The sequence below is a fragment of the Actinokineospora sp. HUAS TT18 genome (assembly GCF_051364635.1).
Taxonomy (GTDB): Bacteria; Actinomycetota; Actinomycetes; order Mycobacteriales; family Pseudonocardiaceae; genus Actinokineospora.
Genome location: NZ_CP195645.1, coordinates 1551092 through 1563609, shown reverse-complemented (window position 1 = coordinate 1563609; position 12518 = coordinate 1551092). Strand labels below are relative to the sequence as shown.

The 12518-nt window shown below is 71.7% G+C and carries 11 protein-coding genes; 5 read left to right on the top strand and 6 right to left on the bottom strand.

Features of this window, described 5'->3' with window-relative positions:
* Positions 1-82: 82 nt before the first annotated feature.
* The 3 genes from ACSHT8_RS06860 to ACSHT8_RS06850 all read right to left on the bottom strand — a co-directional run bounded on the left by ACSHT8_RS06860 (position 83) and on the right by ACSHT8_RS06850 (position 4441).
* Entirely contained in the window at positions 83-1879 is a 1797-nt protein-coding gene (locus tag ACSHT8_RS06860) for an FAD/NAD(P)-binding protein (protein WP_436498796.1), read from the bottom strand.
* Positions 1880-1996: 117 nt separating this feature from the next.
* Positions 1997-2692: a hypothetical protein gene (locus tag ACSHT8_RS06855; RefSeq protein ID WP_436498794.1), complete on the bottom strand. Its 696-nt coding sequence runs from the start codon at positions 2690-2692 to the stop codon at positions 1997-1999.
* A 93-nt stretch (positions 2693-2785) separates the two neighbouring features.
* Positions 2786-4441, bottom strand: a complete 1656-nt coding sequence (locus ACSHT8_RS06850; RefSeq protein ID WP_436502005.1) for an aminotransferase class V-fold PLP-dependent enzyme — start codon at positions 4439-4441, stop codon at positions 2786-2788.
* 199 nt (positions 4442-4640) lie between these two features.
* Here ACSHT8_RS06850 and ACSHT8_RS06845 point away from each other — a divergent pair, with 199 nt between their 5' ends.
* The 4 genes from ACSHT8_RS06845 (at position 4641) to ACSHT8_RS06830 (ending at position 7793) form a co-directional block, all read left to right on the top strand.
* Positions 4641-5159 (top strand): RNA polymerase sigma factor, encoded by a 519-nt coding sequence (locus tag ACSHT8_RS06845; protein WP_436498792.1) that lies wholly within the window; start codon positions 4641-4643, stop codon positions 5157-5159.
* The gene (locus tag ACSHT8_RS06840) at positions 5152-5877 is read left to right on the top strand and encodes a hypothetical protein (protein WP_436498790.1); all 726 of its coding nucleotides are present in this window, start codon (positions 5152-5154) and stop codon (positions 5875-5877) included. Before ACSHT8_RS06845 ends, ACSHT8_RS06840 begins: the two co-directional genes overlap by 8 nt.
* Positions 5878-5939: 62 nt before the next feature.
* Complete coding sequence (locus tag ACSHT8_RS06835; protein WP_436498789.1) at positions 5940-6524, top strand: hypothetical protein; 585 nt, start codon at positions 5940-5942, stop codon at positions 6522-6524.
* Between the two features lie 66 nt (positions 6525-6590).
* A complete protein-coding gene (locus ACSHT8_RS06830; protein WP_436498787.1) occupies positions 6591-7793 on the top strand; it encodes an ROK family protein in 1203 nt (400 codons plus the stop codon).
* 37 nt (positions 7794-7830) lie between these two features.
* On the opposite strand, the gene ACSHT8_RS06825 is transcribed toward ACSHT8_RS06830, so the two are convergent.
* The 3 genes from ACSHT8_RS06825 to ACSHT8_RS06815 all read right to left on the bottom strand — a co-directional run bounded on the left by ACSHT8_RS06825 (position 7831) and on the right by ACSHT8_RS06815 (position 11206).
* Positions 7831-8292, bottom strand: a complete 462-nt coding sequence (locus ACSHT8_RS06825) for a VOC family protein (protein WP_436498785.1) — start codon at positions 8290-8292, stop codon at positions 7831-7833.
* An 89-nt stretch (positions 8293-8381) separates the two neighbouring features.
* Positions 8382-9449: a substrate-binding domain-containing protein gene (locus tag ACSHT8_RS06820; RefSeq protein ID WP_436498783.1), complete on the bottom strand. Its 1068-nt coding sequence runs from the start codon at positions 9447-9449 to the stop codon at positions 8382-8384.
* 17 nt (positions 9450-9466) lie between these two features.
* Positions 9467-11206, bottom strand: a complete 1740-nt coding sequence (locus ACSHT8_RS06815; RefSeq protein ID WP_436498781.1) for a DUF2264 domain-containing protein — start codon at positions 11204-11206, stop codon at positions 9467-9469.
* Between the two features lie 94 nt (positions 11207-11300).
* Between ACSHT8_RS06815 and ACSHT8_RS06810 the strand changes: the two genes are divergently transcribed.
* Positions 11301-12359: a substrate-binding domain-containing protein gene (locus ACSHT8_RS06810; protein ID WP_436498779.1), complete on the top strand. Its 1059-nt coding sequence runs from the start codon at positions 11301-11303 to the stop codon at positions 12357-12359.
* The last annotated feature ends 159 nt before the right edge of the window (positions 12360-12518 follow it).

Below are 12518 nucleotides of genomic sequence, written 5' to 3'. Positions count from 1 at the left end.
CCGGTCGACCGTGCGTCTTCTCGGATGCCGCTTCCCGCTGTTCGCGCGCGGTCGTGTCCTTCGTCACATGGGTCCGTTCGTCTCAGCCGATCGACTCCAAACGGCGTTCGAGGCCGAGAATGGAACGCAGATCCCTTGGCGTCACGGAAAGGTTCTTCAATTTCGCCGCCGCGGCCGCGCTGATCGCCGACCGCAGCGCCCGATCCGTTGTCGGGTGGCCGTTTCGGGCGGTGATGTCCCGAATCGTCTGGAGGCTGTCTTCCAGGTGGGTGATCAGGGCCTGTCGGTAGTCGCGGCGCCGCGCGGTCATTCGGCGCACATCGAGCATCGTCGAATACGAGACCGCTTCCTCCAGTTCCGGATTCTCCGGCAGGGTCGCGGGGACCTCGTCGTAGCAGGATTCGAGCAGGCACAGCACGGTCGCCGCGACCTCCACCGTGTGGTTCTTGATCGCGGCGAGGTTGAACGTGAACGCGCCCGTCCGGCCGTTGCGCACGATCTCGTCGCCCTCGCGCGGGCTGCCCACCACCGAGATCGGCCCGGACGGGACGCCGGTCGAGTCGACCAGGGTGCCGCGGGGATCGACCTCGACGCCGCGCCCGGTCCGCCGGTGCGCGCACGCGATCCCCTTGCGCAGCAGGTTCGCCCACAGCTCGCTCTGGACGCGCTCGTAGTTCGACTCGCGGCCGAAGTTCGAGATCACCAGATCGGCCTCGATGCGCCGGGCGGGCGTGGACACGACCAGCGTGCCCGCCTTCGTGCTGTGGATCTCCTCGACCTTCGACGCGGTGACCGTGACCTGCCCGTCCATCGCGGCCTCGACGATCTCGGCGGTGTAGGCCATGACACCGACCCGCAGCACGGCCAGCAGGCTGCCGTAGCTGTCGAGCAGGGCGGCGAGGTCCGCGGAGGGAATCCGCGCGATGACCGCGGGAAGGTACGGCTCCCACGACTTGGAGACCCGCTCGGTCACCACCGCGGGCGAGATGTCGGGGTACTCGCGGGCGACGATGGCGCAGGCCCGCGCCCACTCGACCTTGAACCGGCGGACGAACTTCTCCCGCCCCTCGTAGACCTCGCCGAGGTCGGGCGGGGGCAGGGTGAGGACGCGGTGGCGGTGGTCCGGGGGATAGGTCCGCAGCGTCAGCCCCGATCGCGAGATCAGATGGATCTTCCCGGTGTGCCCGCGGCGCAGCAGTAGCGCCGCCGAGTCGTAGGCGCTGAGCAGCGTGCCGACGATCGCCACGACCGCGTCGCGCGGCAGGCCGAGGACGCGCTCGATCCCCGCTTCCGAGTACGGGCTCCTGACGAACGCGGGATGGTCGACCACGCTCTCGGCGAAAACCGGGTACTTCCGTTCGAGGCCGGTCGCGAGAATGACGTGATCGGCTCTGATCGCCGTGATCTCGCCCCGCACCGAGACGTGCACGTGTTCGGAGTGGACGTCCAAATCGACCACTTCCCCGTCGACCTCGATCAGTTCGACACCCTCCAACGCTTCCCGCGCGGCTTGGGCGAGCCGGTCGGCGAGATAGTCGGGATAGATTCGGCGTGGCGCGGGGCCGGACTCGGTGAAGGTGAACCCGCGCCATTCCGGCGGCCAGTCGGACCGGTCGGCCTCGTGGTTGGCCCAGTTGATGAAATCGTCGACGTCTTCCCGGAACGCCGACATCCGGCCCGCCTGGATGTTGAAGACGTGGTGCCAGTGATTGCTTTCCCGGTGATACGCCACGCCCGCGTTCCGATATTCGGACTGCCGTTCGAGCAACACGATCTCGACAGGCTCCCGAGCGAACTGCAGCAGGCGGATGGCAGTCGCGGTACCTCCCAGTCCCGCTCCGACGATGACAACTCTGCGAGAGTGGTCGAGGTAGTCCACGCTTTGTCGTCCCTCCAACGCCGTCGGCTTGCTGTGACGGTGAATGACCGGACAAATAGGTTAGCGTGGGATCGCGCCAGGAAGACGTTCGTTGGTGATCATGTGACGCAACTGTGTTCACCACTTCTGCAGAATCAGAAGATGGCGCATCGCGTCATCTCCGAAACTGCTGTGACAGTTGGGTCCTTGCGTCTGGAACTCGCCCGCGTTGGGGAGCGGGCCGTAGGTCTGGCCGTTGAGGTGGTAGATCACGCTGAAGAACACTTGGGCGGCCGAGTCGAGCAACGCGCCGTCGAGCTTGCCGCGGAAGGCCGCTGTGCCGTCGCCTGCCGCGACGAACGACGAGGCGTCGGGCAGTTGTCCGGCGTCGGCGCTGGGCAGGGCGAGCGTGCGCTCCACGCCGGGGCACAGCGGGTTCTCCGAGTCGGGCTGCAAAGTGCCCCAGAACACCGAGTAGACCCCGTTCGGCACGAGTCCGGTGAAGGTGAGCCGGACGTCGGTGCGTGCCGCCCGCCCGCCGGTGGACCGCACGGTAGAGGTCGCCGACGCGGCGGACCACTGGCCCCATGTGCGATCCAGCGACACCCCGGCGACGTTGAACAGCGGCGCCGACGGGTCGGTCGCCGAGGTCGGGTTCCGCAGCGTCGAGCCGACGATCTCGAACACGTCGCGCTCGAACGGCTCCACCGCGTCGGCCGTGTCGGGTCCGGCCGCGCTCGCCGGGGTGGCGAACATGACCGCGCTGACTGCGGCGAACAGGACCGCCGCGCCGCGCCAGAGGGATGGGTGTCCGGACGTTCTTCTAGTGCGCATGGGCTTCTCCGCTCAGGAATGTGGTCAACCAAGCGAAGCCCTCTGCCAAGGGGGAAGCCATAACGGGCCGCTTAGGGATTGCTTACCGATGCCTTACGCCTGCACGCACGCGGGTGGCAGGGCGAACCAGCGCAGCGACTCGAAGTCCTCGGCCATGCCGCTGGGGCCGTCGACGCTGATGTCGGGCTTGGCGAGCAAGATCCGCCGGGCGCGGTCGAGGTGTTCGGCGAGTGCGTCCTCACCCAAGACCGTCGCCTGCGGGGTGTGCTCGGGGCGGCGGAGGTCCGGGACGTGGGGCAGGAACTCGGCGGCGCGGTGGTGGCGCCACAGGCCGGTGTGGGCGTCGAAGCGATAGTCGGGCAGCAGGCGCGTGCCGTGGTCGGCGAGGAGGGTGACGGCGTCGACCAGGTAGTCGCGGACGGTGTCGGAGATGAAGTAGTTGAAGTTCAGGCGGACCCAGCCCGGTTTGATCCCGTCGCAGCCGCGGGCGCTCTCGTCGTCGTAGGCGTGGGAGCGGGCGGCGTCGATGGCGAGCAGCCGGTGGCCGTACGGGCCCGCGCACGAACAGCCGCCGCGGGACTGCACGCCGAACAGGTCGTTGAGGACGGCGACCACGAAGTTGTGGTGCAGGAACAGGTCGCCAGCCCGGATCTGGAAGGACACAATGGACAGGCGGGCCGACCGGTGGTCGCCGAGCACCTGGATGGCGGGGTGGGCCGACCAGCGGTCCACGGCGTTGTGCCAGAGGCGTTCCTCCATGACCTGGATGACGTCGGTGCCCACCGCGTCCTTCAGCGCGAAGACGATCCCCGCGCGGATGGACTCCACGATCGCGGGCGTGCCGCCTTCCTCCCGCGCGACCTTGTCGGCGAGGTAGCGGTGTCCGAGCGGGCCGACGAACGCCACGGTGCCGCCGCCCGGAACGGTCGGCACCCGGTTGGTCACCAGGTCGCGCCGCACGACGAGCACGCCCGGCGTCTGCGGGCCGCCGACGAACTTGTGCGGTGACAGGAACAGCGCGTCCTTGTGGTCGCCCTCGCCCGGCGCGCTCTCGGCCACCCGGATCGGGACATAGGGACCGGCGGCCGCGTAGTCCCAGAAGGACAGCGCACCGTGCCGGTGCAGCAGCGCCGCGACGCGGTCGGTGTCGGTGAGGATGCCGGTGACGTTGGAGGCCGCCGAGAAGCTGCCGATCCGCAGCGGCCGGTCCGCGTGCTCGCGCAGCCCGCGTTCGAGCTGGTCGAGGTCGATGTGGCCGTCGGCGTCGGCGTCGATGACGACGACGTCGGCGATGGACTCGCGCCACGGCAGCTCGTTGGAGTGGTGCTCGTAGGGGCCGACGAACACGACCGGCCGGTCGGCAGGCGGGTCGATCCCGTCGGGGACCCGCAGTTGGAGGATGCCGATGAGCTTGTTCACCGCGGCCGTGGCACCCGACCCGCAGAAGATCACGATGTCGTCGGCGGTGGCGCCGACCGAGGCGTGGATGATGTCGCGGGCCTGCTCGCGCAGCAGCCCGGTGTGCAGGCCGGTGCCGGAGCTCTCGGTGTGGGTGTTGGCGTAGCGCGGCAGGACCCGCTCGCGCACGAAGTCCTCGACGAAGTCCAGCGACCGGCCTGAGGCGGTGTAGTCGGCGTAGGTGATCCGGTGCGGACCGTAGGGGCCGTCGAGGATCTCGCCCTCGCCGATGAGGCCCTGGCGGATCCGTTCCAGCAGGGAAGTGGACACCTCAGCCTGCCGCGCGGACATCGTCACGGCGTACTCCCTGCCTCGTCGCGATCGGTCCATCCTCGACGTCCGACCCGCACGCCGATGCTGCCGGTGGTCCCGACGGCAGGGGGCCAAGGTCCCGTTCTCGGCTGAGTGGAACCTCCCGGTCCCCGGCGGTGTAGACCTGTCCGTAGACGCACTGACGGGAGCAACGCGGATCGACGCGGACGCGGAAGCCGTGGCCAGAGTGCGCGCCGGGGACGTGGGCGCGTACGGGGATCTCGTGCGCGCCCACGCCGGTGTGGCGGTGCGGGTGGCGGTGCTGCTCGGCGCCGGGGCGGACGCGGAGGACGTCGTGCAGGAGTCGCTGGTCAAGGCGTACCGGGCGTTGGGCGGGTTCCGCGACGGGGCGCCGTTCCGGCCGTGGCTGCTGCGGATCGTGGCCAACGAGACCAACAACCTGCGGCGCTCGGCCCGGCGGCGCGGGGCGACCGAGGTGGCCGCGGTGCTGCCGGAGCCGGTTGCGGACCCGGAGCTGTCAGCCGAGGCCAGGGCCCGGCGCGCCGAGCTGGTCCGGGCGGTAGAGGTGCTCCCGGAGGCTTATCGACTGGTGGTGACCTGTCGGTACCTCCTCGACCTGGACGAGCGGGAGACCGCGACGGTGCTCGGCTGGCCGCGCGGCACGGTGAAGTCACGGCTGTCGCGCGCGCTGAAGCGCCTGCGGTCGTCGCTCGAAACGGACGGCGCCGATGACTGACCCCCTGATCCGCGACCTGCGCGCGCTCGGCGACCACCTCCCGTCGCCCGAGCCCACCGCCGCGCTGACGGCGGCGGTCCTCGCGCGCGTGGCCACCGAGCCGGTGCCGGTCAAGGCCGGGCGGATCCGCAGGCTGGTGGCGTGGGCGCGGGCCCGCTGGCGTGCGCTGGTGTCGCTGCTGACCGGGCTCGTGCTGGTCGGCGCGCTCACCCCGCCGGTCCGGGCGGCGGTGGCGGAGTGGTTCGGCATCGGCGCGGTCGAGGTCCGCACGACCACTGGCGCGGCCCCGCCCACCGCGCCCCCGCCCACGATCGAAGGCGGGGTCACCCTCGAGGAGGCGCGGGAGCTGGTCAGGTTCGACGTGGTGGTGCCGTCGGCTCTCGGCGCGCCGTCGCAGGTCGGGGTGTCGGCGGACCGGATGGTGGTGTCGATGGCCTGGCCGGGTGTGCGGCTGGACCAGGTCGGCGCCCGGCTGGCGCCGTACTTCGTCAAGACCGTCTACGACGAGGTCGAGTTCACCATGGTCGACGGCGACGAGGCGCTGTGGCTGCCGAGCCCGCACGAGATCGTCGTGCAGTCGCCCGGCGGCGCCCAGCGCGCCGAGCCCGCGCGGCTGGCCGGGCGCACCCTCATCTGGCAGACCGGGAACGTCACGCTGCGACTGGAAGGCGACCTCGACCGGGCGCGCGCGGTGGAGATCGCCGAATCCGCCCGCTGACCGGGAACCGGGGCGCGGCGGGCGGTGTAGTCAGGGCAGCCAACGGAAAGGGAGGCCCCGTCATGCGCGCCACCATCCTGCCTCTGCTCGCCGCGATCGGCCTTGTCGTCCTCGGCGCGGCGCCCGCCTCGGCGGGCGGGCCGACAAGCGTGCTGCTGTCCTCCCCGGAGAACCAGCGCGTGGCGGCGGTCTACCACAGCGACTCCGCCTACAAACGGCTCGAGAGCGCCGTCCACGGCGGCCAGGCCGTGAAGGCCACCGAGTCCGACTCCTACGTCACCGCGACCTGGCTGATCCACGACGTCCAGGTTTGGCGCACCGACCGCATCTTCCTCACCGCTTCGGGCCCGGTCATCGAGACCAGGATCGTCGGGCCGGAGGGCGGCAACATCTGGGACGCCCCGGCGACGTGGCACTCCAGCCCGGCGCCCGCGGAACTCGCCGCCCTGTTCGACACCCTGGGCCTCACGAAGCCGGGGCAGGTCGTCGACATCCCCGCCGTCGCCGCGCCCGCGCTCGCCGCGGTCGAGACCACGGTGGCACCCGGGGACGTCCGGTGGGAGTGGGGGATCGGCGGCCTCGTCGTGGGTGCGCTCGTCACGTTCGCCGCGTTCCGCGTGCGCCGGGCTCGCCTGATCGGCGTGTAGAGAGGCTCATCGGGTCAACGTCGTCCAGAATGTGCCGATTACCCGGACGAACAGGGAAGTCGACCAGTGCAGCACCGAACGGCTCGGGAGATCCGGCACCGCAACAGGTTCGACGTGCTCAGGGCCGTCTACGCCGCCGACGGGAGCGTCAGCAGGCAGGACGTCGCCACGCGGACCGGGCTGTCGTTCGCGTCGGTGAGCAACCTGATCGCCGAGCTGATCGAAGTCGGCGTGCTCGTCGAACTCGGCCACGACACCAGCAGCGTCGGCAGGCCGCGGGCGCGCATCGCGGTGAACCCCGACCGGGGGTGGCTCGTGGGCGTCGACATCGCCGAGACGGCCATCCACGTCGACCTGTTCGACCTCACGATGACACCCCGGCGGTCGGTCGACGTGCCGGTCGACCCCGCGGCGACCAGCCCTGACGACATCGCCGACCTGGTGGCGGGCGCGGTCACCGAACTCGTCGGCGGCGACGCCGTGCTCGGCCTCGGGGTGAGCATGCCCGGCCCGGTGGCGCCGGAGGAGGGCGTGTCGCTGTTCTCCCCGTACTGGGGCTGGCGCGACGTGCCGGTCAAAGCCATGCTGGCCGCCCGCCTCCCGCACCGTATCCACCTCGACAACCCGCTGAAGGCGAGCACCGTGGCCGAGCTGTGGTTCGGCGCGGGCCGCGAGGTCGGCGACCTCGTCGTGGTCACCCTGCGCTCCGGGGTCGGCGTCGGCATCACCGTCGACGGCGTGCTCTACCGCGGGGTGGACAACTCGGCGGGCGAGTGGGGCCACATGGTCTTGGTGCCCGGTGGCCGCGTCTGCCGGTGCGGGCGCCGCGGCTGCGTGGAGGCGTATGTCGGCGCACTGGGCATCGCCGCCACCCTGCGCGAGATCGACCCGGACAGCCCGCTGCTCGGCGCGGACGGCCTGGCGACCGTCGCGGCGATCGCCGCCGCCTCGGCGTCGCCCACGGCGACGGCGGTGGTCGAGCGGACCGGGCAGCACCTGGGCATCGCGGTGGCCAACCTCGTCAACCTGGTCAACCCGCGGATGATCGTCTTCGGCGGCCAGGTCGCGACGCTGCTCGGGGAGTCCATTTTGGACGCCGCCAGGCAGTCGGTCGCCGACCACGCGCTGAGCGAGGTGAGCCTGCGGCTGAGCGGGATCCGGCACAACCCGGTCAGCCTCGGCGCCGCCACGTTCGCGCTGGAGGGGTTCCTGGCCGACCGTGACACCTTCGGCTCAGTCGCCGCCCTCCGCACCAAGACGACGACCTAGGCGCTCGTCCAGTCCGTCGCCCGGCGGAGAGCCGGTGTCAGTCCAGACAGAACTCGTTGCCCTCGGGGTCGGTCATGATGATGTGGCCCCCGCCCATCGGCAGGTCGGGCTCGTGGCGCTCCACCCGGGTCGCGCCAAGGGCGACGAGCCGGTCGCACTCGGCCTCCAGGGCCGCCATCCGCTCGTCGCCCTGCAGGCCCGGGGCGGCGCGGATGTCGAGGTGGACGCGGTTCTTCGCCACCTTGTCCTCGGGAACCCGCTGGAAGTAGACCCGGGGGCCGTCGCCGTCGGGGTCCTCGATGGCCGACCGGGTGTTCCACTGGTCCTGCGGCACGCCGACCTTCGCCAGGAACTCATCCCACGCGGCCAGCGGGTCGGCGCCCTCTGGCAGTTCGACCCCGGGCGGGCCGGGGTGGACGTAGCCCAGGACGTCACGCCAGAAGAGGGACAGGGCTCGCGGGTCGTGCGCGTCGAAGGTGACCTGGACGGTGCGGCTCATCGGGTTGCTCCATTTCGCTCGGGTGTCCACCGTGACATCCCTTGCGGACAGGTTCTGTCCGCCGATTCTCGCAAAGTCGGCTTGGCTCGTCAGCGCGGTGGCCCGGTCGACGCGCGGACGATCACCCTTGGCAGGACGTGGATGTGCAGCGGCGCGCGGTCGGCTCGGGTGCTGTGGAGCTTGCGCAGGAGGAACTCCACGGCGAGTCGGCCGACGTCCCCCCTGGCCGGGGCCACGGCGGTCAGCGGGATGTCGGCGAGGCCCGCGATCTCGTCGTTGTAGGCGACCACGGACAGGTCGTCGGGGACGATCATCCCGCGCTGCCTGGCCCGCTGCACGACCTGGATGGCGATGTCGTCGGGGTGGGCGAACACCGCGGTGACGCCTGCGGCGGCGAACGAGTCCATGATCGGGTCGAGGTCGGCGAGCAGCTCCGCGCGGGTGCGGTTCTCGTAGCGGGGCATGCCGTCGGCGAGGCCGAGGCTGTCCAGCGCCGCGTCGTAGCCGCAAGTGATCCAGGCGCTCGTCGGGGAGTCACAGGTCATCAGCCCGATCTTGCGGTGGCCCAGCTCGGCGAGATGCCGCAACGCCTGGACGGTGCCGTGCTGGTGGTCGGAGGCGACGAACTCGATCGGGTGCACGGCGGCGACGGGGGAGTGGTAGCGCTCGACGAACAGCGCCGGGACCGGCAGCTCGGCGGTCCAGTCGAGCGTCAGCTTGGCCAACGGCTCGCTCGGAGTCAGCAGCAGCCCGTCGATCCGGGCTTCGAGCAGACGTCGGACGTTGACGTTGTCGCCTTCGATGTCGTAGTCCGACACCGCGAGGACCAGCTTGAGGTCGCGGGCCTGCGCCGCCAGGCGCGCGCCCTCCACGACCTCGCGGAAGTACTGGGTGGTCCCCGGGATCACCATGCCGATCGTCGGCCTGCGCGCGCTGGTCCTCGGTGCCTCCCGGATCGGCTCGGCGCTGCTCAGCGTGCTGGGCAGGACCGCGCCGCCGTGGACCCTGGTCAGGCGGCCGAGCTGTTCGAGCTCGGCCAAGTCCCTTCGGATCGTGATGGTCGAGACGCCGAGGTCGGCGGCCAGGTCGGTGGCGCGGGCGCCGCCGTCCCTGCGGACCGCGAGCAGGATCGCCTGGTGGCGTCGGCTGGCTTCCACGGCCGCTCCTTTCCAAGTCAGGGGCTGACCCGCACCCGGTCGGTGAATGTCACGTGCCGCACGGCGCCGTCCCACCAGCGGATCGCCACACCGTTCGGGACGCGGTCGACCTGGACCTGGTCCGGGTGCGCGCCGCCGACTGGGCGCAGGACGACCGCGCAGGCGAGCAGATCGCCCGCGCCGTCGAGTGCCGCGACGGTGGCCGGGGCGCCGAACGCGGTGCCCGCCGCCACGGTGATGGTGTGGGTCCGGTCGTAGCCGAGCAGGCCGACCAGGCTCGCCTCGACCTCGCCGCCCGCGACCGCCCAGCCGGTCTGCCTGCACCGGGTGCCCTCGGGCGCGTCGACCCGGTGCACGCGGACCTCGACGTCGTCGCGGACCACGCTGACGCTGTCCACGGCCGTGCCCGGCGCCGGGACGTGCCGCGACGCGGCCCAGCCGGGGCCGCTGCCGAGCGGCTCGACCGCGCCGCGGATCGTCCAGCCGCCATCGATGAGCAGGGCGAAGTGGTTGTCGGCCGAGTCGTCCTGCGCGGTGGGGCCGGTGCGGGAGGAGTAGGCGAGGCGTTCGTAGAGCGGGTCGCCCGGCGCGGTGTGGCTGCCGTGGTTCACCAGGCGCGCGATCCCGCCGTGCCCGTGCAGGACGAACCCCGGCGCGTCGAGCGTGACGGTTCCCGGATCGCCCTGGTCGGGTTCGGGGTCGCGCCAGACCGGGTGGTCGGCGGGCAAAGCGAGCCCGAGGAAGCCTTTCGCCGCCCAGTAAGGGGAGGCCGCGCCCGAGTACGGCTGCAGCGTCGGCTCGTGGGGGCCGTACCAGCCGGTGGTGAGAAGTCCGTCGTGGACGGCGCCGCGGTCGAGGAAGCGCTGGAGCATCGCGCTCGCCGTCGCCCTGGTCTGGCCGGGTGCCCACGGTGACGCGTCGAGCGCGGCACCGAGCCACAGCGGAGCGGCCGACGCGAACCGGTAGGTCAGCGACCGTCCGAAGTAGACCATCCCGCCGCCGCCGTCGAAGAAGCCCGCGTAGCCGGAGAGGAAGGTGCGCAGTCGGTCGCGCAGCTCGGGCCCGGCGGGCAGACCGAACAGCCACGTCCGCAGGCCGAGGTAGAAGTGCATCGCCCAGCCGTTGTAGTAGTCGAACGCCCGGTTCGGCCCGTCCGAGTACCAACCGTCGCCGACGTAGAAGGACTCCACCCGGTCGAGCCCCCGCCGGATGACCGCGTCACCCTGGGGCGACCCGGCTCCCACGTCGGCGAGGAAGTCGGCGACCATGACCGCGAACAGCCACCAGTTGTTGTCCACGTGCTCGACGCGCAGCGCGGGCCGCAGCCACTCCACCACGCGCTGCCGCACGGCCTCGTCCAGCCGGTCCCACAGCCACGGCTTGGTGAGGCGCAGCCCGATGACCAGCGACGCCGCCTCCACCAGGGGCTGCGACCGGTCGACGATCGCGGGCCAGCGTTCGTCGGTGTCGGCGGTGCCCGCGGCTAGTCCCTCGGCGTAGCCGGTGAGCCATCCCCGCTCGTCCGCGCCCTGCGCACCCGCCACCCGCGCCGCCGCGAGCAGGAAGCTGCGCGCGTAGCCCTCCAGGCCGTCGCTGAGTTCGCCCGAGCAGCTGACCCGGCCGGGCGGCCGCACCAGGGCGCCCGCGGGAGACCGGTAGCGCAGAACGCCATCGACCAAGTGGTCGGCGACGGCCGCCCAGTGCGCGCGGGTCCAGCCGGTGCGCGGGCTCAGCCGGTGATCAGGTGGGGGGAGCATCGGGGCCTTCCACGTTTGATCAGTTCCTGATCGAATGATACGGTTTGGTCACACTAACCGATCGGCGGTCGTGCCGAAAGTCCTAGGGGAGACGATGACCATCACCGCGGACCAGCGCAGGCAGGCGATCCTCGGGCTGGTCCGCGAGCTGGGCACCGTGCGGGTCATCGACTTGGCCGCACGTTTGGCCCTGCCCGCCGTCACCATTCGACGCGACGTGGCCGTGCTCGCCGAACGCGGCCTGCTCCAGCGTTCACACGGCGCGGTATCGGCGCTGGCCGAGGACCGGGTCCAGCGGCGGGAGCGGGTCGTCGGCGTGCTCGTGCCGACGGTCGACGGGTACTTCGACGAGGTGATCGAGGGTGCAAACGAGGTCGCGGCCAAGGTGGGCGTGCGCCTGGTGCTCAGCGTCGCGGCCTACGACCGGGCTGACGACCAGGCGCAGGTCGCGCAGCTGCTGGAGTCCGGCGTCGAAGGGCTGCTGCTGACCCCCAACTTCCTGCCGGGCAGCCTCGACTCCACCGCGTGGGTCCGCGACCTGCCGGTGCCGGTCGTGCTGGTGGAGCGCCATCCCGCCGCCGACAGCGTGCTCGCTGAACTGGACTCGGTGGCCTCCGACCATGACCACGGCGTGCTGGTGGCACTGCGGCACTTCGCCGCGCTCGGCCACGAGTCGGTCGCGCTCGCCGCGCGGAGCGACAGCTGGACCGCCCACGCGGTGCGCGCGGCCTACGCGGCCGGGATGCCGCTGGCAGGACTCGCCGAGTGCCCGGTGATCGACGTCCCGGACCGCGGCACCGACCTGTCCGGCGTCGCCGCCGCGATCGCCGGGTGCGCGGGCGATGGGGTGCGGGCGGTGCTCGTGCACAACGACCGGGCCGCCATCGCGCTGCCGCCGCTGCTGCGCGCGCACGGGTTGCGGGTGCCCGACGACCTGGCCCTGATCTCGTACGACGACGTGTTCGCCGCGCTGGCCGCGCCCCCGCTGACCGCGGTGGCGCCGCCGAAGCGCGCGGTGGGGGTCGCGGCGATGGAGCTGATGGTGCGGCGGCTGAGCAGGGGAGTGGAGTCGCCGGTCCACCACATCGGCCTGCTGCCGTGGCTGCGGATCCGCACCTCCTGTGGCGCGGTGCGGGATGGCGCCGCGGCCTGATCGCAGCCGACCTGACCCGGGGCTATCGGTCGAATGACGATCGAAACTGATCGTTCAATCGGAAATGCTTGACTTCGATCAGAACTCGGTCGCAAGATGTGACGCAACCCGCTGAACGGCGTCGCTCCCCGACCGAGTCCCGCGCCTCAGCGCCCCCGT

Coding starts and splice junctions, on each gene's coding strand:
- ACSHT8_RS06825 (WP_436498785.1), bottom strand. CDS start 8,292: ATGAGCCGCACCGTCCAGGTCACCTTCGACGCGCACGACCCGCGAGCC.
- ACSHT8_RS06855 (WP_436498794.1), bottom strand. CDS start 2,692: ATGCGCACTAGAAGAACGTCCGGACACCCATCCCTCTGGCGCGGCGCG.
- ACSHT8_RS06835 (WP_436498789.1), top strand. CDS start 5,940: ATGCGCGCCACCATCCTGCCTCTGCTCGCCGCGATCGGCCTTGTCGTC.
- ACSHT8_RS06840 (WP_436498790.1), top strand. CDS start 5,152: ATGACTGACCCCCTGATCCGCGACCTGCGCGCGCTCGGCGACCACCTC.
- ACSHT8_RS06815 (WP_436498781.1), bottom strand. CDS start 11,206: ATGCTCCCCCCACCTGATCACCGGCTGAGCCCGCGCACCGGCTGGACC.
- ACSHT8_RS06850 (WP_436502005.1), bottom strand. CDS start 4,441: ATGTCCGCGCGGCAGGCTGAGGTGTCCACTTCCCTGCTGGAACGGATC.
- ACSHT8_RS06810 (WP_436498779.1), top strand. CDS start 11,301: ATGACCATCACCGCGGACCAGCGCAGGCAGGCGATCCTCGGGCTGGTC.